The following is a 26,851-nucleotide window of genomic DNA, read 5'->3' as shown; positions in this document are numbered from 1 at the left end:
CTGGCCGGAGCGGATGGCGGCGACCGCCGCCGGCCCGGTCGGCCCGGACGTCGTCGACGTGGAGTTCTGGTCGGCCGTGGAACGCGCCGACGTCGCCGCGCTCACCGCCGGGGACGCCGACCCGGAGGTGCTCGCCCCGGCGCTGCCGCTGCTGTCGTCCTGGCGGCGGGCCCGGCTCCAGCGGGCCGTGCTGGACGGCTGGTCGTACCGGGTGGTGTGGCAGCCGGCCACCGCCGTCGCCACCCCGGCCGCCGCCGACCTGCTGGTGGTGCGACCGGCCGACGACCCGCGCGTGGACGCCTGGCTGGCCGCGCTCGCCGCCGCGCTGCCCGACGGGTCGACGCTGCGCACGCTGCCCGTCGACCCGGTCCACGCCACCCGCGCGGAGCTGGCCGCGTCGCTCGCCGACGAGCCGACCGCGATCGTGTCCCTGCTCGGGCTCGCCGACGCCGACCACCCGGGCCACCCCGGCATCTCCACCGGCCTGGTCGCCACCACCCGGCTGGTGCAGGCCGCCCAGGACGCCGGCCGGGCCGCGCCGCTGTGGTGCGTCACCCAGGGTGGCGTGGGCACCGGCCCGGCCGAGCCGGTCACCAGCGCCGCCCAGGCCGCGCTCTGGGGCCTGGCCCGGGTGATCGGCCTGGAACACCCCCGGCAGTGGGGCGGCGTGGTCGACCTGCCCGCCGCGCCCGACGCCGCCACCTGGGCCGAGGTCGCCCGCGTCCTCACCGGCGGCGGTGACGAGGACCAGTTCGCGGTCCGCCCGTACGGCACGTTCGTGCGCCGGCTGACCCGTACCACCGCCCGCACCGCCGGGCAGCTCGCCGGCTGGCAGCCGCGCGGCACCGTGCTGATCACCGGTGGCACCGGCGCGATCGGTGCCCAGGCCGCCCGCTGGCTCGCCGCCAACGGCGCCGAGCACCTGGTGCTCACCAGCCGCCGGGGGCTCGACGCCGCCGGGGCCCGCGAGCTGGCCGACGAGCTGACCGCCGACGGGGTACGGGTCAGCGTGGTCGCCTGCGACCTCGCCGACCGGGACAAGGTCGCCGCGCTGGTCGCCGGCCTGGACGACGTCGCGCCGCTGACCGCCGTGCTGCACGCCGCCGGCATCACCCGGCTCACCGCGCTCGTCGACACCGACCTCGACGTGTTCGACCACGTGATGGCCGGCAAGGTCGCCGGCGCCGCCCACCTCGACGAACTGCTCGGTGACCGGCAGCTCGACGCGTTCGTGCTGTTCGCGTCCATCTCCGGCGTGTGGGGCAGCGGCGGTCAGGGCGCGTACGCGGCCGCGAACGCCTACCTGGACGCGCTCGCCGAGCAGCGCCGCGCCCGGGGACTCACCGCCACCTCGATCTCCTGGGGCGCCTGGGCCGAGGGCGGCATGGCCACCACCGAGGAGGCGCAGCGGCTGCTCAGCCGACGCGGCCTCAACCCGATGCAGCCGGCCGCCGCGCTGCTCGCCCTGCGCCGCGCCGTCGAGCACGGCGAGACCACGCTTGTCGTCGCCGACGTGGACTGGGCCCAGTTCGCGCCCGCGTACGCCTCCGCCCGCCCCCGGCCGCTGCTCGCCGACATCCCGGAGGCCCGAAACGCGCTGGCCGAGCGGCCCGCCACCGCCGACGTCGACGACCGGGCCACCGGGCTGCGCCGGCAACTGCTCGACCTGCCCCCCGCCGACCGGGAACGCCGCCTCACCGACCTGGTCCGCGACCACGCCGCCGCAGTGCTCGGCCACCGCGGCAGCGACGCGGTACGCCCCCGGCGCGCGTTCCGCGACCTCGGCTTCGACTCGCTGACCGCGGTGGAGCTGCGTAACCAGCTCACCGCCGCCACCGGCCTGTCGCTGCCCACCACCGTCATCTTCGACTACCCCAGCCCGGCCGTGCTCGCCGGTCAGCTCGCCACGCTGCTGCGGCTGCCCGAAGCCGGCGACGCCGCCGCCGACGCGCCCGCCGGCCCGGCGACCGCCGACGAGCCGATCGCGATCGTCGGCATGAGCTGCCGCTACCCGGGCGGCGTCGCCGACCCCGACGGGCTGTGGGAGCTGGTCGCCGAGGGCCGGGACGGCATCACCGAGTTCCGCACCGACCGGGACTGGGACCTCGACCGGCTCTTCGCCGACGACCCGGACGCCCCGGGCCGCTCGTTCACCCGCCACGGCGGCTTCATCGACCGGGCCACCGACTTCGACCCGGACTTCTTCGGCATCAGCCCGCGTGAGGCGCTCGCCATGGACCCGCAGCAGCGGCTGCTGCTGGAGGCCACCTGGGAGGCGTTCGAGCAGGCGGCGCTCAACCCGGACGCGCTGCACGGCACCGCCACCGGCGTGTTCGTCGGCGCGTCCCCGTCCGGCTACGGCGCCGGCGACGAGACCCGCGACCTGGACGGCTACCGGCTCACCGGCGGCGCGCACAGCGTCATCTCCGGCCGGGTCGCCTACACGTTCGGGCTGGAGGGCCCGGCGGTCACCGTGGACACCGCCTGCTCGTCGTCGCTCGTCGCGCTGCACCTGGCCGTGCAGTCGCTGCGCGCCGGCGAGTGCGACCTGGCCCTGGCCGGCGGCGTGAACGTGCTGGTCACCCCCGGCGCGTTCGTCGAGTTCACCCGCCAGGGCGGGCTGGCCGCGGACGGCCGCTGCCGGTCGTTCGCCGCGTCCGCCGACGGCACCGGCTGGTCCGAGGGCGTCGGCGTGCTGGTGGTGGAGCGGCTCTCCGACGCCCGCCGCAACGGCCACCGCGTGCTCGCCGTGGTCCGCGGCTCGGCGGTCAACCAGGACGGCGCGTCGAACGGCCTCACCGCGCCGAACGGCCCGTCCCAGCAGCGCGTCATCCGGGCCGCGCTCACCGCCGCCGGGCTGACCACCGGCGACGTGGACGCCGTGGAGGCGCACGGCACCGCCACCACGCTCGGCGACCCGATCGAGGCGCAGGCGCTGCTGGCCACGTACGGGCAGGAGCGGGCCGGCGAGCCGCTGTGGCTGGGTTCGATCAAGTCGAACATCGGGCACAGCCAGGCCGCCGCCGGCGTCGCCGGCGTGATCAAGATGGTGCAGGCGCTGCGCCACGGCGTCCTGCCCCGCACGCTGCACGTCGACGCGCCGACCCCGCACGTCGACTGGTCGGCCGGCGCGGTGGAGCTGCTCACCGAGGCCCGGCCGTGGCCGGCGGTGGACCGGCCCCGCCGGGCGGCGGTCTCCTCGTTCGGTGTCAGCGGCACCAACGCCCACATCATCATCGAGCAACCGCCGGCCGCCGAGCCCGAGGTGACCGAGCGTCCCGCGCCGCCGCCGCCGCTGGTGCCGGTGCTGGTGTCGGCGCGCGGCGACGGCGGGCTGGCCCGGCAGGCGACCCGCTGGGCCGACGCGTTCGCCGCGCCGGACCGGCCCGACCTGCTCGACGCCGGCCGGACGTCGCTGACCGCGCGGACCGCGTTGGAGCACCGGGCGGTGCTGCTCGCCGCCGACCACGACGAGCTGGTCGCCGGGCTGCGCGCGCTCGCCGCCGGCGGGGCGGCCGACAACCTGGTCACCGGCCGCGCCGCCGACCGGGGGCCGGTCGCGGTGCTGTTCTCCGGGCAGGGCGCGCAGCGCGCCGGCATGGGCCGGGAGCTGGCCGACGCGTTCCCGGTGTTCGCGTCCGCGTTGGACGAGGTGTGCGCGCAGTTCGGTCCGTTGCTGCCGCAGCCGCTGAAGCCGGTGCTGTTCGGCGCCGGCGACCTGCTGGACCAGACGCAGTTCACGCAGGCGGGTCTGTTCGCGGTCGAGGTGGCGCTGTTCCGCCTGGTCGAGTCGTTCGGGGTGACGCCGGACTTCGTAGGTGGCCACTCGATCGGTGAGGTCACCGCCGCGCACCTGGCCGGCGTGCTGTCCCTGGCGGACGCGTGCGCGCTGGTCGCGGCGCGGGGCCGGCTGATGCAGGCGTTGCCGGCCGGTGGCGGGATGCTGGCGGTCGGGGCGCCGGAGGCCGACGTGGCCGCGTCGATCGCGGGGCACCCCGAGGTCGGCGTCGCGGCGGTCAACGGGCCGCGGTCCGTGGTGGTCTCCGGGCCGGTCGACGCGCTCGACGAGATCGCCCACCACTGGGACGACAGTGGCGTGCGCACCCGCCGGCTCACCGTGTCCCACGCGTTCCACAGCCCGCTGATGGCGCCGATGCTCGCCGACTTCCGGGCCGTCCTCGACGGCCTGACGTTCCACCCGCCGCTGCTGCCGGTGGTGTCCAACGTGACCGGCGCGCTCGCCGAGGGCGAGGACCTGCGTACGCCCGACTACTGGGTGCGGCACGTGCGCGAGGCGGTGCGGTTCGCCGACGGCGTGGCCGCGTTGCGCGCCGCCGGCGTCGACACGTTCCTGGAGATCGGCCCGCGCAGCGTGCTCACCGCGCTGATCCGCGACACCGCCGACGACGCGCTGGCCGTCGCCACCCAGCGCGCGGACCGCGCCGAGCCCCGCGCGCTGCTCACCGCGCTGGCGGAACTCTTCGCCGGCGGCGCGCACGTCGACTGGACCCCGCTGTTCGCGGACGCCCCGGCCCGCGCGGCCGACCTGCCCACCTACGCGTTCGGCGGCGACCGGTACTGGCTGCGCCCGGCCGGACCCGCCGCCGACGTCACCGGCGCCGGCCTCGGCGCCGCCGGCCACCCGCTGCTCACCGCCGCCGTCCGGCTGGCCGGCGAGGACGCCGCCGTGCTCACCGGCCGGCTGTCCCTGTCGACCCAGCCGTGGCTGGCCGACCACGAGGTCGCCGGCGCGGTCCTCGTCCCCGGCACCGCGCTCGTCGAACTCGTGCTGCGCGCCGGTGAGGAGTTCGGCCCCTGCCGGGTCCGCGAGCTGACCGTCGCCGCGCCGCTGGTGCTCCCCGCCCGGGGCGGGGTACGCGTGCAGGTCCGGGTCGGCCCGCGCGACCACGCCGGCTGGCGTACCGTCGCGGTGCACTCCCAGCCCGACGACGACCCCGACGGCGACTGGATCCGCCACGCCGAGGGCCTGCTCACCGCCGCCGCCCCCACAGACGGGGCCGGCCTCGGCGCGTGGCCCCCGCCGCACGCGGTCGAGACCGACCTCACCGGCTGGTACGACGCGCTCGCCGGCCACGGCATGACGTACGGGCCGGCGTTCCAGGGCCTGCGGCGGGCCTGGACGACCGGCGACGACACCGTCTACGCCGAGGTGACACTGCCGTCCGCCGGCACCGACCCGGCCGGCGGGTTCGGGGTGCACCCCGCGCTGCTCGACGCCGCGCTGCACCCCACCGCGCTGCTGCCCGGCGACGGCACCACCGGCCCGAAGGCGCCGTTCGCGTTCACCGGCGTCCAGGTGCACGCCGTCGGCGCGGACACGCTGCGGGTCCGGCTCACCCGGGCCGGCACGGCGGTGCGGCTGCTCGCCGTCGACCACACCGACCAGCCCGTCGTCACCGTCGACGCGCTGGTGCTGCGCGAGCTGACCGGCGTCACGCCGCCGGCCGCCACCCGCGCCGCCCGGTCGCTGTTCCGGGTCGCCTGGCCGGCCGAACCGCTCACCCCGGCCACGCCGCCCGCCTCGGCGGTGCTCGGCACGCCGCTGCCCGCCCTGTCCGACACCGCCGCCCACCCGGACGTGGCCGCGTTGGTCGCCGCCGGCGGCGTACCTCCGCTGGTGGTGCTGCCGGTGCCGCCGGCCGGGCCGACGCCGGACGCGGTCCGGGCCGCCACCACCGGCGTGCTCGCCACGCTGCACGCCTGGCTGACCGCCGACGCGACCGCCGACGCGCGGCTCGTCGTGGTCACCCGGGACGCGATGCCGGCCACGCCGGACGACAGGGCCACCGACCTGGCCGGCGCCGCCGTCTGGGGCCTGGTCCGCTCCGCCCAGTCCGAGCACCCCGGCCGGATCGTCCTGGCCGACCTGGACCGCGACCTCGACGCCGACGTGCTGGCGCTGCTCGCGGCCGCCGCCGGCGACCCGGCCGCGACGCAGCTCGCGGTCCGCGGCGACACCATCCACACCCCCCGACTGGTACGCGCCGACGTCCCGCCCGCGACCACCCCGGCCACCTACGACGGCACCGTCCTGGTCACCGGCGGCACCGGCGCGCTCGGCGCGCTGCTCGCCCGGCACCTCGTCACCGACCGGGGCGTGGACTCGCTGGCCCTGGTCAGCCGGCGCGGCCCGGACGCCGACGGCGCGGCCGACCTGGTCGACGAGCTGACCGCGCTCGGCGCCCACGTCCGCGTGCTGGCCTGCGACGTCACCGACCGCGACGCGGTCGACCACCTGATCGCCGACCTCACCGGCGCCGGCCGGCTCGCCGGGATCGTGCACACCGCCGGCGTGCTCGACGACGCCGTGATCACCGGCACCGACGCCGACCGGCTGGCCCGGGTGCTCGCGCCCAAGGTGGACGCCGCCTGGCACCTGCACGAGGCCACCGCCGGCCTCGACCTCGACCTGTTCGTCACCTACTCGTCGATCGCCGGCGTGCTCGGTTCCCCCGGCCAGGGCGCGTACGCCGCCGCGAACGCCTACCTGGACGCGCTCGCGGTCCACCGCCGCGCCCAGGGCCGGCCGGCGCACGCGCTGGCCTGGGGCATGTGGGACACCGACGGGATGGCCGCCGGCCTCGACGGCGCGGACCGCTCCCGGGTGGCCCGCGCCGGCCTCGGCGTGATCACCGCAGCGGTCGGCGTCGCGCTCTTCGACGCCGCCGTCGCCACCGACACCGCCGCGCTCGTGCCGGCCGTGCTCGACCTGCCGGCGCTGCGCGCCGCCGCCGGCGTACCCCCGATGTTGCGTGCCCTCGCCGGCGTGCCCGCCCGGCGGCAGGCCGGCGCGGCGGCCGACGGCTGGGCCGGCCGGCTCGTGGCGATGCCCGACGACGAGGCCCGCGCCGAGGTCGACCTGCTGGTCCGGGGCCTGGTCGCGCAGGTGCTCGGCCACGGTGGCGCGGACGCGGTGCCGGCCGACCGGGCGTTCCAGGAACTCGGCTTCGACTCGCTGACCGCGGTGGACCTGCGCAACCGGGTCAACGCGGCCACCGGGCTGCGGCTGGCGTCCACGCTGGTCTTCGACTACCCGACCCCGGCCGCGCTCGCCGCGCACGTGCACGAGCAGCTCACCGGCGCCACCGCCGCGACCCGTACCGCCGCGGCGGCGGTCACCGGCGTGGACGAGCCGATCGCGATCGTCGGCATGGCCTGCCGTTATCCGGGCGGCATCGACAGCCCCGAGGCGCTGTGGGAGCTGCTGGCCGCCGACGGCGACGGCATCGGCGCGTTCCCCGCCGACCGGGGCTGGGACCTGGACACGCTGTTCCACAGCGACCCCGACCACCCGGGCACCTCGTACGCCCGGGAGGGCGGCTTCCTCGCCGGCGCCGCCGACTTCGACCCGGGCTTCTTCGGCATCAGCCCGCGGGAGGCGCTCGCCATGGACCCGCAGCAGCGGCTGCTGCTGGAGGCGTCCTGGGAGACGTTCGAGTCCGCCGGTGTGGACCCGGCCCGGCTGCGCGGCTCCCGCACCGGCGTGTTCGCCGGCCTGATGTACCACGACTACGCCGCCGGGGTGGGGGAGCTGCCGGAGGGCGTGGAGGGCTACCTCGGCACCGGCAACTCCGGCAGCGTGGTGTCCGGGCGGGTCGCGTACACGTTCGGGCTGGAGGGCCCGGCCGTCACCGTGGACACCGCCTGCTCGTCGTCGCTGGTCGCGCTGCACCTGGCCGTGCAGGCGCTGCGGTCCGGGGAGTGCGACCTGGCCCTGGCCGGCGGCGTGACCGTGATGGCCAACCCGGGCACGTTCATCGAGTTCTCCCGCCAGCGTGGTCTCGCCGCCGACGGCCGCTGCAAGTCGTTCGCCGCGTCGGCCGACGGCACCGGCTGGTCCGAGGGCGTCGGCGTGCTGCTGGTGCAGCGCCTGGCCGACGCCCGCCGCGACGGCCGCCGCATCCTCGCCGTGGTGGCCGGCACCGCCGTCAACCAGGACGGCGCGTCCAACGGCCTCACCGCGCCGAACGGCCCGTCGCAGCAGCGCGTCATCCGGCAGGCCCTCGCCAACGCGCGGCTCACCACCGCCGACGTGGACGCGGTCGAGGCGCACGGCACCGGCACCACGCTCGGCGACCCGATCGAGGCGCAGGCGCTGCTCGCCACGTACGGGCAGGACCGGGCCGGCGAGCCGCTGTGGCTGGGTTCGGTGAAGTCGAACCTGGGTCACACCCAGGCGGCGGCCGGCGCCGCCGGCATCATCAAGATGATCCTGGCGATGCGGCACGGCGTGCTGCCCCGCACGCTGCACGTGGACGAACCGTCCCCGCACATCGACTGGTCCGCCGGCAACGTCTCCCTGCTCACCGAGGCCCGGCCCTGGCCGCGGTCGCACCGGCCCCGCCGCGCCGCGGTCTCCTCGTTCGGCGTGAGCGGCACCAACGCGCACGTCATCATCGAGGCGCCGCCCGCCGAGCCGGCCCCCGTCGCCGCCGAGCCGCCGAGCCGACCCGCGCCGGTGCTGCTCTCCGCCCGCGACCCGGAGGCGCTCGCCGCGCAGGCCGACCGCTGGGCCCGCCGGCTGGCCGCCGACACCGACGCCCGACCGGTCGACGTCGGCTGGTCGTCGGTGACCGGCCGGGCCGTCCTGGACCACCGCGCCGTCGTCGTCGCCACCGACCGCGACGACCTGTTCGCCGGGCTGCACGCGCTCGCCGCCGGCACGCCGGCCGGCACCGTGCACACCGGTACGGCGACCACCCGGGGCCGGCTCGCGATCCTCTTCTCCGGGCAGGGCGCGCAGCGCGCCGGCATGGGCCGCGACCTGTACGACGCGTTCGGTGTGTTCGCGTCCGCGTTGGACGAGGTGTGCGGGCAGCTCGATCCGCTGCTGCCGGAGCCGTTGAAGCCGGTGCTGTTCGGCGACGGCGACCTGCTGGACCAGACCCAGTTCACGCAGGCCGGCCTGTTCGCGGTCGAGGTGGCGCTGTTCCGCCTCGTGGAGTCGTTCGGCGTGACGCCCGACCTGGTCGGTGGGCACTCGATCGGTGAGGTGACCGCCGCGTACGTGGCGGGTGTGTTGTCGCTGCCGGACGCGTGCACGCTGGTCGCCGCGCGCGGCCGGTTGATGCAGGCGTTGCCGGCCGGTGGCGGGATGCTGGCGGTGGCCGCCGCCGAGGCCGACGTGGCGGCGTCCATCACCGCACACCCGGACCTCGGCGTCGCGGCGGTCAACGGGCCGTCGTCGGTGGTGGTGTCCGGGCCGGTCGACGCGCTGGACGAGGTCGAGCGCGCCTGGCGCGAGCGCGGGGTCCGTACCCGCCGGCTGACCGTGTCGCACGCGTTCCACAGTCCGCTGATGGAACCGATGCTCGCCGAGTTCCGGGCCGTGCTCGACCGGTTGAGCTTCTCCGCGCCGCTGCTGCCGGTGGTGTCCAACCTGACCGGCGCGCTCGCCGACCCGGCCGACCTGACCCGCGCCGACTACTGGGTGCGACACGTCCGCGAGGCGGTCCGCTACGCCGACGGGATCACCGTGCTGCGGGACGCCGGCGCCGACACGTTCCTGGAGATCGGCCCGCAGAGCGTGCTCACGGCGCTGACCGGCGACATCCTGCCCGACGCGCTCGCGGTCGCCGTTCAACGCCGCGACCGCGACGAGACCGCCGCCCTGCTGGCCGCGCTGGCCGACCTGCACGTGCACGGCGTACCGGTCTCCTTCCCGGAGTGGTTCGCCGGCACCGGCGCGACCCGTGTCGACCTGCCCACCTACGCGTTCCGGCACCAGCGCTACTGGCTGCCCACCGGCCGCCCGCGTGGCGGCGACGTCAGCGGCGCCGGGCTCGGCGACGCCGCCCACCCGCTGCTCGGCGCCGCCGTCACCGTGGCCGGCGCGGACATGGTGGTGCTCACCGGCCGGCTGTCGCCGACCACCCACCCGTGGCTCGCCGACCACGTGGTGGCCGGCGCCGTCCTGGTGCCCGGCACCGCGCTCACCGAACTGGCCGTCCGGGCCGGCGACGAGGCCGGCACCCCCCGGGTACGCGACCTCACGCTCACCGCGCCGCTGGTGCTGCCCGCGACCGGCGGCGTGCGGGTCCAGGTACGCGTCGGCGCCCCGGACGGCACCGGCGGCCGGCCGGTGGCCATCCACTCCCAGCCCGACGGCGACCCGGAGTGGACCGCGCACGCCGACGGTGTACTGGAACCCGCCGCCACCGACGAACCGACGCTCGACACCTGGCCGCCCGTCGGGCTCACCGAGGTGGACCTGGCCGGCTGGTACCCGGCGCTGGCCGAGCACGGCCTCGCCTACGGGCCGGTGTTCCGGGGCCTGCGCCGGCTCTGGACCGGCGACGACGAGGCGTACGCCGAGGTCGCGCTCCCCGACGACGCAGCCGGCGAGGCGTCCCGGTTCGGCGTCCACCCGGCGCTGCTGGACGCCGCGCTGCACCCGGTCGGGCTGCTGCTCGCCGGCGACGGCCCGCGCGTGCCGTTCACCGTCGAGGGCCTCCAGGTGCACGCCGCCGGGGCCCGCGTCCTGCGGGTGCGGCTCACCCGCACCGGCTCGACCGCCCGCCTGGTCGCCGTGGACACCTCCGGCGCGCCGGTGGTCTCCGTCGACACGCTGGCGCTGCGGGAGCTGACCGGCGCGGTCGTGCCGGGCGTCGCGGCCCGGTCCCTGTACGCCCTCCACTGGCAGCCCGAGGACGTCACGCCGGCCGACGCGCCGTCCGGTTGGGCCGTGCTCGCCGGTTCCGGCGCGGTGCCCGGGGACGAGCCGGTGAGCCGGCCGGGCGTGCCGGCGCCGGCCGGGCTGCCGGCGTACCCGAGCGTGGCGGCGCTGGTCGAGGCGGACCCGCTGCCGTCGGCCCTGCTCCTGCCGGTGCCCGCCGCCGACCTGCCCACCCCGGACGCGGTGCGCGTGGTCACCACCGAGGTGCTCGGCACCGTGCGGTCCTGGCTGGCCGCCGACGCGCTCGCCGGCACCCCGCTGGTCGTCCTCACCCGGGGCGCCGTCTCCATCGGCGACGGCGACCCGGTGACCGACCTGGCCGGCGCCGCGGTGTGGGGCCTGCTGCGGTCGGCGCAGTCGGAACATCCCGGCCGGATCGTGCTGGCCGATCTCGACGCGGAGCCGGACGACCGGACGCTCGCCGTACTCGCGCACGCGGTCACCGACCCGACCGGCGGTCAACTCGCGGTACGCGACGGCAAGGTGTTCGTGCCCCGCCTGGTGCGCGCCGCCTCGACACCCGGCGTTCCGGCCCCGGCCGAGCCGGCGTCGGACGATGCCGAGCGGGTGGTACGGGACGGCACGGTGCTGGTGACCGGTGGCACCGGGGCGTTGGGTGCCCTGGTGGCGGAGCGCCTCGTCACCGGGCACGGGGTGCGGTCGCTGGTGTTGGTGTCGCGGCAAGGGCCGGCCGCGCCGGGCGCGGACGCGTTGGTGGAGCGGTTGGCTGGCTTGGGTGCGTCGGTGTCGGTGGTGGCGTGTGACGTGACCGATCGGGATCAGGTGGTCCGGTTGGTGGCGGGCGTCGAGGGTCGGCTGGCCGGGGTGGTGCACACGGCCGGGGTGCTGGATGACGGTGTGGTGTCGTCGATCAGCCCGGAGCGGCTGGCAGCGGTGTTGGCACCGAAGGCCACGGCGGCGTGGTGGTTGCACGAGGCGACCCGTGACCGTGAGCTGGACCTGTTCGTGTTGTTCTCGTCGGTTGCCGGGGTGCTCGGGTCGCCGGGTCAGGCGGCGTACGCGGCGGGGAACGCGTTCCTGGACGCGCTGGCGGCGAGTCGGCGGCACGAGGGTCTGCCGGCGGTCAGTCTGGCGTGGGGGATGTGGGACACCGCCGGGATGGCGGCGTCGTTGTCGGCGGGGGAGCGGCAGCGGTCGGCGCGGGCCGGGTTGACGCCGATGAGCGTGGCGACCGGTCTGGACCTGTTCGACGCCGCGCTCGCCGAGGGCCGTCCGGTGCTCGTGCCGGCCGTCGTCGACGTGCCGGCGCTGCGGTCCGCGCTCGGCACCGGGCCGGTGCCGGCGGTGCTGCGTACCCTGGTCGGCCCGACCGCCGGCCGACGGCAGGCCGGCGCGGGCGGCGACTGGGCCGACCGGCTCGCCGGCCTCGACCCGCAGGACGCCCGCGCCGAGCTGGACCTGCTGGTGCGGGGCCTGGTGGCGCAGGTGCTCGGCCACGCCGGGGCCGGCGCGGTGCCGGCCGACCGGGCGTTCCGGGAACTCGGCTTCGACTCGTTGACGGCGGTGGACCTGCGCAACCGGGTCAACGCGGCCAGCGGGTTGCGGCTGCCGTCCACGCTGGTCTTCGACCACCCCAGCCCGGCGGCGCTCGCCGAGCACCTCTACGAGCAGGTCTCCGGCCGGATCAGCGCCCGCCGCGCGGCGGTGCTGACGGTCGACACCGACGAGCCGATCGCCATCGTCGGCATGGCCTGCCGCTATCCCGGCGGCGTCGACAACCCGGAGCAGCTCTGGCAGCTCCTCACCGCGGGCCGGGACGGCATCGTCGAGTTCCCCGCCGACCGGGGCTGGGACCTCGACACGCTCTACGACCCGGATCCCGACCACGCCGGCACCTCGTACGCCCGGCACGGCGGCTTCCTCGCCGGCGCCGCCGACTTCGACCCGGACTTCTTCGGCATCTCGCCCCGCGAGGCGGTCGCCATGGACCCGCAGCAGCGGCTGCTGCTGGAGGCGTCCTGGGAGAGCTTCGAATCCGCAGGCGTGGACCCGGCGGCGTTGCGCGGCTCGCGTACCGGCGTGTTCGCCGGCGTCATGTACCACGACTACGCCTCCCGGCTGGCCGACCTGCCGCCGGACGCCGAGGGCTACGTCGGCACCGGCAACTCCGGCAGCGTGCTGTCCGGCCGGGTCGCGTACACCTTCGGGCTGGAGGGGCCCGCCGTCACGGTCGACACCGCCTGCTCGTCCTCGCTCGTCGCGCTGCACCTGGCCGGACAGGCGCTGCGCTCCGGCGAGTGCGACCTGGCGCTCGCCGGTGGCGTGACCGTGATGGCGACCCCCGGCACGTTCATCGAGTTCTCCCGGCAGCGGGGCCTGTCGCCGGACGGCCGCTGCCGGTCGTTCGCCGCGTCCGCCGACGGCACCGGCTGGTCCGAGGGCGTCGGTGTGCTGCTGGTGCAACGACTCTCCGACGCCCGACGCGAGGGCCGGCGGATTCTCGCGGTGGTGCGGGGCACGGCGGTGAACCAGGACGGCGCGTCGAACGGGTTGACCGCCCCCAACGGTCCGTCGCAGCAGCGCGTCATCCGGCAGGCCCTGGCCAATGCGCGGCTGACGACCGCCGACGTGGACGCGGTGGAGGCGCACGGCACGGGCACCACGCTGGGTGACCCGATCGAGGCACAGGCGCTGCTGGCCACGTACGGGCAGGACCGGGAGACTCCGCTGCTGCTCGGCTCCGTGAAGTCGAACATCGGGCACACCCAGGCCGCCGCCGGCGTCGCCGGGATCATCAAGATGGTCCTCGCCATGCGGCACGGCCTCGTCCCCCCGACCTTGCACGTGGACGAACCGTCGCCGCACATCGACTGGTCGGCGGGGGCGGTGACGCTGGCGACGGCTGCGACGCCGTGGCCGGTGGTGGATCGGCCGCGTCGGGCGGCGGTGTCGTCGTTCGGTATCTCCGGCACCAACGCCCACGTCATCCTGGAACAGCCCACGGACGTCATCGAGCCGGCAAGCGTCGGGGAGTCGACCGGCGGGCCGGTGCCGGTGCTGCTGTCGGCGCGTACCGACGCGGCGCTCGCCGCGCAGGCCGACCGCTGGGCGGCCTGGTTGGCCGCCGACGAGACGCTCCGCCCGGCCGACGTCGGATGGTCCTCCGCCACCACCCGTACCCCGCTGGAACGACGCGCCGTGCTCGCCGGCGCCGACCGGGACGACCTGCTGGCCGGGCTGCGGGCGCTGGCGGCCGGTGAGCCGTCCGGCGCGGTGGTGACCGGCGGCCAAGGGCAGCGGGACCGGGTCGCGGTGCTGTTCTCCGGGCAGGGTGCGCAGCGCGCCGGCATGGGCCGGGAGCTGTCCGAGGCGTTCCCGGTGTTCGCCGCCGCGTTGGACGAGGTGTGCGCGCAGCTCGATCCGCTGCTGCCGGAGCCGTTGAAGCCGGTGCTCTTCGGCGACGGCGACCTGCTGGACCAGACGCAGTTCACGCAGGCCGGCCTGTTCGCGGTCGAGGCGGCCCTGTTCCGCCTGGTCGAGTCGTTCGGCGTGACGCCGGACTACGTCGGTGGGCACTCGATCGGGGAGATCACTGCCGCGTACGTGGCGGGTGTGCTGTCGCTGCCGGACGCGTGTGCGCTGGTCGCGGCACGCGGCCGGCTCATGCAGGCGCTGCCGGCGGGTGGCGGGATGCTGGCGGTGGCCGCCGCCGAGGCCGACGTGGCCGCGTCGGTCGCCGGTCACCCGACCCTGGGCGTCGCGGCCGTCAACGGCCCGTCGTCGACTGTCGTCTCCGGTGACCTGGACGCGCTGGACGAGGTCGAGCGCGGGTGGCGGGAGCGCGGGGTGCGGACGCGTCGGCTGACGGTGTCGCACGCGTTCCACAGTCCGCTGATGGCGCCGATGCTGGCCGAGTTCCGCACGGTTCTCGACCGGCTGACGTTCGCCGCGCCGCTGCTGCCGATCGTGTCGAACGTGACCGGCGCGCTCGCCGAGCACGACGACCTGCGTACCCCGGACTACTGGGTGCGGCACGTCCGGGAGGCGGTCCGGTTCGCCGACGGCGTGGCCGCGCTGCGCGCGGCCGGGGTGGACACGTTCCTGGAGATCGGCCCGCAGAGCGTGCTGACCGCGCTGGTGGCGGAGATCCTGCCGGACGACGAGACCGTGGTCGCCGCCGGTGTGCAGCGCCGTGACCGGGACGAGACGGGCGCGCTGCTGGCCGGGCTGGCCGAGCTGCACGTGCACGGCGTCAGCATCGACTGGGCGCCCTGGTTCGCCGGCACCGGCGCGACCCGCGTCGACCTGCCCACGTACGCGTTCCAGCACCGGCGCTACTGGCCGGCGACCGGCCGTCGCCGGGGCGACGTGTCCGGGGCCGGGCTGAGCGACGCCGCGCACCCGCTGCTCGGCGCCACCGTCGACCTGGCCGGCGACGGCGAGGTGGTCCTCACCGGCCAGCTCTCCCTCGCCACCCACCCCTGGCTGGCCGACCACGCGGTGGCCGGGACCACGCTGCTGCCCGGCGCGGCGCTCGTCGAACTCGCCGTCCGCGCCGGCGACGAGGCGGGCGTGCCCCGGCTCCGCGAACTCACCGTCGCCACGCCGCTGGTCCTGCCGGACGCCGGCAGCGTGCGCATCCAGGTACGCGTCGACGGCGCCGGAACCCGGCGTGCCGTCACCGTCCACTCCCGTCCCGACGACGACCCCGAGGCGGGCTGGACCCGGCACGCCGACGGCATCCTCGAACCGCCCGCGTCCGAGGAACCCGTCATCGGGGCGTGGCCGCCGGCCGGCGCGACCGCTGTCGACCTGACCGGCTGGTACGACACGCTCGCCGCACACGGCCTGGCGTACGGGCCGACGTTCCAAGGGCTGCGCCGGGCCTGGACCGGCGACGGCGAGGCGTACGCCGAGATCGCCCTGCCGGACGAGATGGCCGCCGACGCGGCCCGGTTCGGGCTCCACCCGGCGCTGCTGGACGCCGCGCTGCACCCGATCGGGCTGCTGCCGGACGACCGGACCGGCGGCCCCCGGGTGCCGTTCGCGTTCGAAGGCGTGCAGGTGCATGCCACCGGCGCCACCGCGCTGCGGGTCAGACTGTCCCGCACCGGAGACGCGGTCCGGCTGGTCGCCGGCGACGAGAGCGGCGCACCTGTCGTGTCGGTGGACTCCCTGGTCCTGCGCGAGATGACCGGCCTGCCCACGTCCGGCGCCGCGACCCGGTCCCTGTACGAGGTGCGCTGGCAGTCTGCGGAGACGCCCACCGGTCAGGCGACCGGCTGGGCGGTGCTGGGCGCGACCGTCGACGGGCTGCCGTCGTACCCGGACGTGTCAACCGTCGCCGGGCCGGATGCGCCCGACGTCCTGGTGCTCCCGGTGGCCGCGCCGTCCGGGCCGGACACGCCGCAGGCGGTCCGCGCGGTGGTGACGGACGTGTTGGCGGTGGTGCAGGCGTGGTTGGCGGCGGAGTCGCTCGCCGAGTCGCGGTTGGTGGTGACGACCCGTGGCGCGGTGGTGGCGGCGGGTGGGGATCGGGTGACCGATCTGGCGGGCGCGGCGGTGTGGGGATTGTTGCGGTCGGCGCAGTCGGAGCATCCGGAGCGGATCGTGTTGGCCGATCTGGATCGGGACGTCGACGGCGGGGTGCTGTCGGTGCTGGCCGGTGTGCTCGGCGACCTGCCGGCAACGGGCGGGCAGGTGGCGGTACGCGGCGACGCGGTGTTGACGCCGCGCCTGGTCCGCGCCGCGCCCGCCACCACCGGCGCCGGATCAGCGCCGGCGGCCGGCGGCCGAGCCGCCACCGACGAAGCGTCGGTGCCGGAACACGTCGGGCGCGAGATCGGTGCCGGCACGGTGCTGGTGACCGGTGGTACCGGGGCGTTGGGCGCCCTGGTGGCGGAGCGCCTCGTCACCGGGCACGGGGTGCGGTCGCTGGTGCTGGTGTCGCGGCAGGGGCCGGCCGCGCCGGGCGCGGACGCGCTCGTCGAGCGGTTGACCGGGTTGGGCGCGTCGGTGTCGGTGGCGGCGTGTGACGTGACCGATCGGGATCAGGTGTGCCGGTTGGTGGCGGGCGTCGAGGGTCGGTTGGCCGGGGTGGTGCACACGGCCGGGGTGCTGGATGACGGTGTGGTGTCGTCGATCAGTGCGGAGCGGTTGGCGAACGTGTTGGCGCCGAAGGCGACGGCGGCGTGGTGGTTGCACGAGGCGACCCGTGACCGTGAGCTGGATCTGTTCGTGTTGTTCTCGTCCGTCGCCGGGGTGCTCGGCTCACCGGGGCAGGCGGCGTACGCGGCGGGGAACGCGTTCCTGGACGCGCTGGCGGCGCGACGTCGGCAGGACGGACTGCCCGGGATCAGCCTGGCGTGGGGGATGTGGGACACCGCCGGGATGGCGGCGTCGTTGTCGGAGGGGGAACGGCAGCGGTCGGCGCGGGCCGGGTTGACGCCGATGAGCGTGGCGACCGGTCTGGAGCTGTTCGACGCCGCGCTCGCCACCGGTCGGGCACAACTCGTGCCCACCGTGATCGACCTGCCGGCGCTGCGCGCGGCGACCGCCGGGGCACCCGTACCCCCGATGCTGTCGACGCTCGTCGGCCGTCCCACCGGCCGGCGTCTCGCCGGGGCCGGTGGCTGGGCCGGCCGGCTCGCCCGACTCACCGACGACGAGGCCCGCGCCGAGGTCGACCTGCTGGTCCGTGGCCTGGTCGCGCAGGTGCTCGGCCACGCCGGGGCCGGCGCGGTGCCCGCCGACCGGGCGTTCCAGGAACTCGGCTTCGACTCGCTGACCGCGGTGGACCTGCGCAACCGGGTCAACGCCGCCACCGGGCTGCGGCTGCCGTCCACGCTGGTGTTCGACTACCCGACGCCGGCCGCGCTCGCCGGACAGGTGTGGTCCGAACTGGCCGGGAGCCGGCCGGAACCGGCCGCCGCACCGGCCGCCGTCACGACCGGTCTCGACGAGCCGGTGGCGATCGTGGGCATGGCGTGCCGCTATCCAGGCGGGGTGGAGAACCCGGAGCAGCTCTGGGAGCTGTTGGCCGCCGGTGGGGACGGCATCTCCGAGTTCCCGGCCGACCGGGGCTGGGACCTCGGGTCGCTGTTCGACCCGGACCCGGACCGCAGCGGCACGTCGTACGCGACGCAGGGCGGCTTCCTCTACGACGCCGCCGACTTCGACAGCGGCTTCTTCGGCATCTCACCGCGTGAGGCCCTCGCCATGGACCCGCAGCAGCGGCTGCTGCTGGAGACGTCGTGGGAGGCGTTCGAGTCGGCCGGGGTGGACCCGGCCGTGCTGCGCGGCTCGCGTACCGGCGTGTTCGCCGGCGTGATGTACCACGACTACGCCACGCGGCTGGTGGAGTTGCCGTCCGAGGTGGAGGGGTACGTGGGCGTCGGCACGTCGGGCAGCGTGCTGTCCGGCCGGGTCGCGTACTCGTTCGGGCTGGAGGGCCCGGCGGTGACCGTGGACACGGCCTGCTCGTCGTCGCTGGTGGCGTTGCACCTGGCGGTGCAGGCGCTGCGGTCCGGGGAATGCGACTTGGCGCTGGCCGGTGGGGTGACCGTGATGGCGACGCCTGGGACGTTCATCGAGTTCTCCCGGCAGCGGGGCCTGTCCCCGGACGGCCGCTGCAAGTCGTTCGCCGCGTCCGCCGACGGCACCGGCTGGGGTGAGGGTTCGGGTGTGCTGCTGGTGCAGCGACTCGCCGACGCCCGACGCGAGGGCCGGCGGATTCTCGCGGTGGTGCGGGGCACGGCGGTGAACCAGGACGGCGCGTCGAACGGGTTGACCGCCCCCAACGGTCCGTCGCAGCAGCGCGTCATCCGGCAGGCCCTGGCCAATGCGCGGCTGACGACCGCCGACGTGGACGCGGTGGAGGCGCACGGCACGGGCACCACGCTGGGTGACCCGATCGAGGCGCAGGCGCTGCTGGCCACGTACGGGCAGGACCGGGAGACTCCGCTGCTGCTCGGCTCCGTGAAGTCGAACATCGGGCACACCCAGGCCGCCGCCGGCGTCGCCGGGATCATCAAGATGGTCCTCGCCATGCGGCACGGCCTCGTCCCCCCGACCTTGCACGTGGACGAACCGTCGCCGCACATCGACTGGTCGGCGGGGGCGGTGACGCTGGCGACGGCTGCGACGCCGTGGCCGGTGGTGGATCGGCCGCGTCGGGCGGCGGTGTCGTCGTTCGGTATCTCCGGCACCAACGCCCACGTCATCCTCGAACAACCGACGGCCACCACCGCCGAGCCGGTGCCGGTGGCCCCCGGCGACGGGAAGCCGAGCCGGCCGGTGCCGGTGCTGCTGTCGGCGCGTACCGACGCGGCGCTCGCCGCGCAGGCCGACCGCTGGGCGCGCTGGCTCGCCACCGACGAGACGGTCCGCCCGGCAGACGTGGCCTGGTCGTCGACCGTCACCCGGGCGACGTTGGAGCAGCGGGCCGTGGTGACCGCCGCCGACCGCGACGGTCTGCTCGCCGGGCTACGGGCGCTGGCGGCCGGCGAACCGACCGGCACGGTGGTGACCGGCGGCCGCGAACAGCGGGACCGGATCGCGGTGCTGTTCTCCGGGCAGGGCGCGCAGCGCGCCGGCATGGGCCGGGAGCTGTCCGAGGCGTTCCCGGTGTTCGCCGCCGCCTTGGACGAGGTCTGCGCGCACCTGGACCCGCTGCTGCCGCAGCCGTTGAAGCCGGTGCTGTTCGGCGACGGCGACCTGCTGGACCAGACCATGTTCACGCAGGCCGGGCTGTTCGCGGTCGAGGTGGCCCTGTTCCGCCTCGTCGAGTCGTTCGGGCTCACCCCCGACGTCGTGGGCGGCCACTCGATCGGGGAGATCGTCGCCGCCCATGTCGCGGGCGTACTCACCCTGCCGGACGCGTGCACGCTGGTCGCCGCGCGCGGCCGGTTGATGCAGGCGCTGCCGGCCGGCGGCGGGATGCTGGCGGTCGCCGCGCCGGAGTCCGAGGTGGCCGCGTCGGTCGCGGACCGCGCGGACGTCGGGATCGCGGCGGTCAACGGCCCGGAGGCGGTCGTCGTCTCCGGGCACCTCGACGCGCTCACCGAACTGGAACACGCCTGGCGGGAGCGCGGCGTACGCACCCGGCGGCTGACCGTGAGCCACGCGTTCCACAGCCCGCTGATGGCACCCATGCTGGCCGAGTTCAGCTCAGTGCTGGCGGGGCTGACGTTCGCCGCGCCGCTGCTGCCGGTGGTGTCCAACGTGACCGGCGCGCTGGCGGCGGGCGACGACCTGCGGACGCCCGACTACTGGGTGCGGCACGTGCGGGAGGCGGTCCGGTTCGCCGACGGCGTGGCCGCGCTGCGCGCCGCCGGGGTGGACACGTTCCTGGAGATCGGCCCGCAGAGCGTGCTCACCGCACTGATCCCCGACCCGGCCGTGCTCGCCGTCGCCGCCCAGCGCCGCGACCGGGACGAGACCGGCGCGCTGCTCGCCGCGCTGGCCGACCTGCACGTGCACGGCGTGCCCGTCGACTGGGCGCCCTGGTTCGCCGGCACCGGCGCGACCCGCGTCGACCTGCCCACGTACGCGTTCCAGCGGCAACGGTTCTGGCCCGACACGCCCGTCCGGACCGATGGACCGGACGCCGAGTTCTGGGCCGCCGTGGAGCGCGGCGACCCGGCCGCGCTCGCCGCGCACCTCGGCGACGACACCGCCGCCGAGGCGCTCAGCGCCGCGCTGCCGGTGCTGGCCGACTGGCGTCGGGCGCAGACCCCGGGCGCCGGCTCGGCGTACCGGATCGGGTGGGAGCCGGTGCGTCCCGCCCCCGCGTCCGGGCTGACCGGCCGGTGGCTGGTCGCCACCGTCGGCGGCGGCGCGGACGCCGGCGTCGCGAAGACACTCGCCGCGGCCGGGGGCGCGGTGGACACGCTCACCGTCCCGGCCGACGTCGACCGGCAGGAACTGGCGGAGCGGCTGCGGCGCCTCGGCGACCAGGGCTGGGCCGGTGTGCTCTGCGTGCTGCCCCGCCAGGACCGGCCGCTCGCCGACGTGCCGGCCGTTCCGGCCGGCACGGCCGCGCTGCTCACGCTCGTCCAGGCGCTCACCGACACCGGCCTGCCCGGCCGGGTGTGGGCGCTCAGCCGCGCCGCGCTGCCCGTGACCTCCGGCGACCGGGGCGGCGACGTGCGCGCCGCAGCCGCCTGGGGCCTCGGCCGGGTCGTGGCGCTGGAACGCCCCGACCGGTGGGGTGGCCTCATCGACCTGCCCGGCCGCGCCGACCGCACCACCCGCGCCGCGCTCGTCGCGGTGCTCGCCGACGGCGGCCACGACCAGGTGGCCGTACGCCGCACCGGAATCCTCGCCCGGCGCCTCCTCCCGGCGGCGCCGCCCGCCGGCGGCGGCTGGCAGCCGCGCGGCACCGTGCTGGTCACCGGCGGCACCGGCGCGCTCGGCCGGCACGTCGCCCGGTGGCTGCTGGCCAACGGCGCCGACGAGGTGGTGCTGGCCTCCCGGCGCGGCCCGGACGCCCCGGGTGCCGCCGACCTGGCCGCCACGCTCGGCGCGGTACGGGTGGTCGCCTGCGACGTCAGCGACCCGGTCGCCGTCACCGACCTGGTGGACGACCTGCCGACACTGACCGCCGTCGTGCACACCGCCGGCGTCGCCGGCGACCCCACCGCCGCGACGGACCTGACCACCACCGACCTGGCCGGCACCCTGTCCGGCAAGGTGCTCGGCGCGCTCCACCTGGACGCCGCCTGCCGGGACCGCGACCTGGACGCGTTCGTGGTGTTCTCCTCCGTGGCCGGCGTGTGGGGCGGTGGCGGGCAGGCCGGCTACGCCGCCGGCAACGCAGTGCTCGACGCGCTCGTCGCGGCCCGCCGCGCCGCCGGCCTGCCCGCCACCGCACTCGCCTACGGGCCGTGGGCGGCCGACGGCATGGCCGCCGGGGAGACGGCGGACGGGCTGCGTCGACGCGGCCTCGACCCGCTGCCGCCCGCCGCCGCCGTCGCCGCCCTGGGCCGCTGGGTCAACGCCCCCGAGCCGGCCCCGGTGATCGCCGGCGTGGACTGGTCCCGGTTCGTCGCCGCGTACACCGCGGCGCGGCCCAGCCACCTGTTCGACCGGGTCGCCCCGGCCGTCGCCGTCGAAGCGGCGCAGCCGGAAACCGGAGCCGGCGGCGGCCTCCGCGCCCGGCTGGCCGCGCTGCCGGCCGCCGGGCAGGAGACGCTCCTGCTCGACCTGGTACGCGCCGAGGCCGCGGCGGTGCTCGGGCACGCCTCCACCGACCAGGTGCCCGCCGGCCGGGCGTTCCGCGAACTCGGCTTCGACTCGCTGGCCGCCGTACAACTGCGGGACCGGCTGGGTCGGGCGACCGGCGCCACGCTGCCCTCGACAGTGGTCTTCGACCACCCGTCGGCGGCCGAGCTGGCGCGCTTCCTGCGTACCGAGATGGTGGCCGGCGCGGACGCTCCCGCCGAGGTCGTCCGGACGGCCCGGCCGGCCGCTGACGAACCCATCGCCATCGTGTCGATGGCCTGCCGTTTCCCCGGCGGGGTGTCCTCCCCGCAGGAGCTGTGGCGGCTGCTCGCCGACGGCGGGGACGCGGTCACGCCGATGCCCACGGACCGGGGCTGGGACCTCGACGGACTGTTCGACAGCGACCCGGAACGGGTCGGCACCAGCTACACCCGCAGCGGCGGCTTCCTGGCCGACGTGGCCGGTTTCGACGCCGCGTTCTTCGGCATCAACCCGCGCGAGGCGCTCGCCATGGACCCGCAGCAGCGGCTGCTGCTGCACACCACCTGGGAGGCGTTCGAGCACGCCGGCATGGACCCACACCGGGTACGCGGCACCGCCACCGGCGTGTTCATGGGCACCAACGGGCAGGACTACGCCACGTTGCTGCTGGGCGCCCGGTCCGAGGTGGAGGGCTACCAGGCCACCGGCAACGGCGCATCAGTCGTCTCCGGCCGGCTGGCGTACGCGTTCGGCCTGCACGGGCCCGCCGTCACCGTCGACACCGCCTGCTCGTCGTCGCTGGTGGCGCTGCACCTGGCCGCACAGGCGCTGCGCTCCGGCGAGTGCGACCTGGCCCTCGCGGGCGGCGTGACAGTGATGTCCACGCCGGGCGCGTTCCTGGAGTTCTCCCGGCAGCGTGGGCTCGCCGAGGACGGCCGGGTCAAGGCGTTCGCCGCCGCCGCGGACGGCACCGGCTGGGGCGAGGGCGTCGGCGTGCTGCTGCTGCAACGCCTCTCCGACGCGGAACGCGACGGCCGGCGCATCCTCGCCGTGGTACGCGGCAGCGCGGTCAACCAGGACGGCGCGTCCAACGGGCTGACCGCCCCGAACGGGCCCGCCCAGCAGCGCGTCATCCGGGCCGCCCTGGCCAACGCCGGCCTGACCCCGGCCGACATCGACGCGATCGAGGCGCACGGCACCGGCACCACGCTCGGCGACCCGATCGAGGCGCAGGCGCTCGCCGCCGCGTACGGGCCGGACCGGCCCGCCGACCGGCCGCTCTGGCTCGGGTCGGTCAAGTCGAACCTGGGCCACACCCAGGCCGCCGCCGGCGCGGCCAGCCTGATCAAGATGGTGCTGGCGCTGCGCCACGCGACGCTCCCGGCCACGCTGCACGTCGACGCGCCCACGCCGCACGTGGACTGGGCGTCCGGCCCGCTGGCGCTGCTCACCGAGGCCCGCCCGTGGACGGCCGGCGTCTCGCCGCGCCGGGCCGGCGTCTCGTCGTTCGGCATCAGCGGCACCAACGCCCACGTCATCCTGGAGGAGGCGCCGACCACTGGTGCCGCCGACGGCCGCCCCGCCATCGGCGACACCTGGCCGGGGCGGGTGGACGTGGCGCTGCCGTGGTCGGTCAGCGCCGCGACCAGCGCCGGCCTGCGGGACCAGGCCGACCGCCTGGCCCGGCGGCTCGCCGACCCGACCGACCCGCTGGCCGCTGTCGACCCCGGCGCGGTCGCCTGGGCGCTGGTGGAGGGCCGGGCGCACCTGGCCCACCGGGCCGTGGTGGTCGCCGCCGACCCGGCGACCCGGCTGGCCGCACTGGCTGCGCTGGCTGCCGGCGACACCCACCCGGCGCTCGTCCCGGCCGCGCCCGCGCGGTCCGGCCGCACCGCGATCCTCTTCTCCGGGCAGGGCGCGCAGCGCGCCGGCACGGGCCGGGAGCTGTCCGACGTGTTCGGTGTGTTCGCGTCCGCGTTGGACGAGGTCTGCACGCACCTGGACCCGCTGCTGCCGGAGCCCTTGAAGCCGGTGCTGTTCGGTGCCGGGGACCTGCTGGACCAGACGCAGTTCACGCAGGCCGGTCTGTTCGCGGTCGAGGTGGCGCTGTTCCGCCTGGTCGAGTCGTTCGGCGTGGTGCCCGACGTGGTGGGCGGCCACTCGATCGGCGAGATCGCCGCCGCCCACGTGGCCGGTGTGCTGTCGCTGGCCGACGCGTGCACGCTGGTCGCCGCGCGCGGCCGGCTGATGCAGGCGTTGCCGGCGGGTGGCGGGATGCTGGCGGTGGCCGCCGCCGAGGCCGACGTGGCGGCGTCGATCGCCGGTCACCCGGAGCTGGGCGTCGCCGCCGTGAACGGCCCGTCGTCGGTGGTGGTGTCCGGGCCGGTCGACGCGCTGGACGAGGTCGAGCGCGCCTGGCGCGAGCGCGGGGTCCGTACCCGCCGGCTGACCGTGTCGCACGCGTTCCACAGTCCGCTGATGGAACCGATGCTCGCCGAGTTCCGGGCCGTGCTCGACGGGTTGACGTTCCACCCGCCGCTGCTGCCGGTGGTGTCCAACGTGACCGGCGCGCTCGCGTCGGGCGACGACCTGCGGACGCCCGACTACTGGGTGCGGCACGTGCGCGAGGCGGTCCGGTACGCCGACGGGATCGCCGCCCTGCGGGACACCGGCGTGGACACGTTCCTGGAACTGGGACCCGCCGCGGTGCTGACCCCGATGAACGCCGACCTGCTGCCCGACGACACCACCGCGGTGGCCGCGCTGCGCGCCGGCGTACCGGAGGTCACCAGCCTGCTCACCGCGGTCGCCGCCGGCTACGCGGCCGGCCGTGACCCGCACTGGCCGGCGGTGCTGGCGCCGCTGGCCGGCCCCTGCCCCGCCGCGCGGGACCTGCCCGAGCTGCCCACCTACGCGTTCCAGCCCCAGCGCTTCTGGCCCACGCTGACCACCCCGGTCGGCGGCGCGGCGGCGGACGACGGCGAGTTCTGGCGGGCGGTCGGCGACGGCGACCTCGACCGGCTCGGCATCGACACCGGACAGCCGCTGCGCGACCTGCTGCCACAGCTCGACGCGTGGCGACGCCGGCGCCGCCAGGACGGCGTGCTGGCCGGGTGGCGTTACCGGGTCACCTGGCACCGGCGCCCGCTGACCGGCGGCGAGCCGGGCCGCTGGCTGCTGGTCGCGCCGCCACGCGAGACCGCCGACACGGTCGCCGACGCGCTGCGGGCCGGCGGCGCCGACGTACGGCTGCTCACCGTGGACCCGGCCACCGCGGACCGGGACGGCCTCGCCGACGCCCTCGCCCGGGCCGAGGCCGACCACCGGCCGACCGCGCTGCTGTCGCTGCTCGCGCTCGACGAGGCGCCGCACCCCGAGCAGGACGCCCTGCCGGCCGGACTCGCGGCCAACCTGCTGCTGCTCCAGGCGCACGTCGCCCGCGACGGCGGCGCACCGCTGTGGCTCGCCACCGCCGGCGCCGCCGCCACCGACGACGAACCCGCCGCCCGGCCCTGGCAGGCCACCAGCTGGGGCCTCGGCCTGGCCGCCGCGCTGGAACACCCCCGGCACGTCGGCGGCCTCGTCGACCTGCCCGGCACGGTGACCGTCGAGACCGCCGCCGGGCTGCTCGCCGCGCTGACCAACCGGGAGGGGGAGGACCAGGTCGCGGTGCGCGCGTCCGGCCCGCTCGTCCGCCGGCTGGTCCGGGCCACCGGCCCGACCGGGGGTACGGGCGGCGGCTGGACGCCGCAGGGCAGCGTCCTGCTCACCGGGGGTGCCGGACCGGTCGCTCGGCACACCACCGCCTGGCTCGACCGGGCCGGTGCGTCGGTGGTGCCGCTGGACGAGGCGGCCGGCGGCAAGCTGGCCGACCGGATGGCGCAGATCGCCGCCGACGGGCGGCCGGTGACCGGGCTGGTGCACGTGCCGGCCGACACCGCCACCGTGCCGCTGGCCGACCTGACCCTGGCCGACCTCGCCGCCGACCTGGTCGCCACCGTCGGCGACCTGCCCCGGTACGCCGACGAGGTGGAGCAGCGGGTGCTCGGCGCGCTGGTGGTCTGCTCGTCCACCTCCGGCGTGTGGGGCTCCGGCGGCCGCGGCGGGCAGGCGGCCGGCGACGCGCTGCTGCACGTCCTCGCCGACGGCTGGCAGCGCGCCGGCCTGCCGGTGACCTCGGTGGCGTTCGGCCCCTGGGCCGACGGCCTCACCGACACCGACCTGGCACACCTGGGCCGCAGTGGCCTGCCCGGCATGGACCCGGAGCTGGCCGTCGCCGCGCTCCGCCAGGCGGTCGTCGACGGCGACCGGCTCGTCGTCGCCGACGTCCGGTGGGACCGGTTCGTGCCGGCCGTCGCCGCGGTCCGGGACCGGCCGCTCTTCGCCGACCTGCCCGAGGCCGCCGAGGCGCTGCGCGGCCTGCACGCCGAACAACCCGCGGACGACGCGACCGCGGCGGCGCTGCGGGACCGGCTCCGCCCGCTCGGCGACGCGGAGCGGGACGCGATCCTGGTCGACCTCGTCGCCGGCCAGGCCGCGGCGGTGCTCGGTCACCCGGACACCGCCGACCTCGGCCCCGGGCGGGCGTTCCGCGAGGTCGGCTTCGACTCGATGACCGCTGTCGAGCTGCGCAACCGGCTCCGCGCCGCAACCGGCACCACGCTGCCGGGCAGTGTGGTCTTCGACTACCCGACCCCGCTGGCGCTCGCCCGGCACCTGCGGACGCTGCTGGCACCCGACGGCGCCGCCGCCACCACCGGGCTGCTCACCGAACTGGAGAAGGTGGACGATCTCTTCGCCGCCGGCACGCCGGACCCGCTCACCCGGCAGAAGCTGCTGGTGCAGATGCAGGCGTTCATCGCCCGTTGGGGCGACGAGCGTTCCGGGCCGCCGGAGGCGCCGGTGACCGACACGCTCGACGCGGCCAGCGATGCCGAACTGTTCGATTTCATCCACCGCGAGCTGGGCGGTCCGGGCGGCGAATTCTGA

1 protein-coding gene (running past one end of the window) is annotated in these 26,851 nt (G+C 76.9%); it reads left to right on the top strand.

Annotation, left to right across the window (positions count from 1 at the left end):
* Positions 1–26,851 carry the 3' portion of a type I polyketide synthase gene (locus ACH495_RS19415; RefSeq protein WP_396859125.1) on the top strand. Its footprint begins 2,732 nt before the window's first position, so only the last 26,851 of its 29,583 coding nucleotides appear in the window; the start codon falls outside the window, past its left edge; its stop codon occupies positions 26,849–26,851.

Source organism: Micromonospora sp. NPDC018662 (assembly GCF_044391475.1).
In the GTDB taxonomy this organism is placed as follows: domain Bacteria; phylum Actinomycetota; class Actinomycetes; order Mycobacteriales; family Micromonosporaceae; genus Micromonospora.
This window is presented reverse-complemented; position numbering and strand designations above follow the sequence as displayed.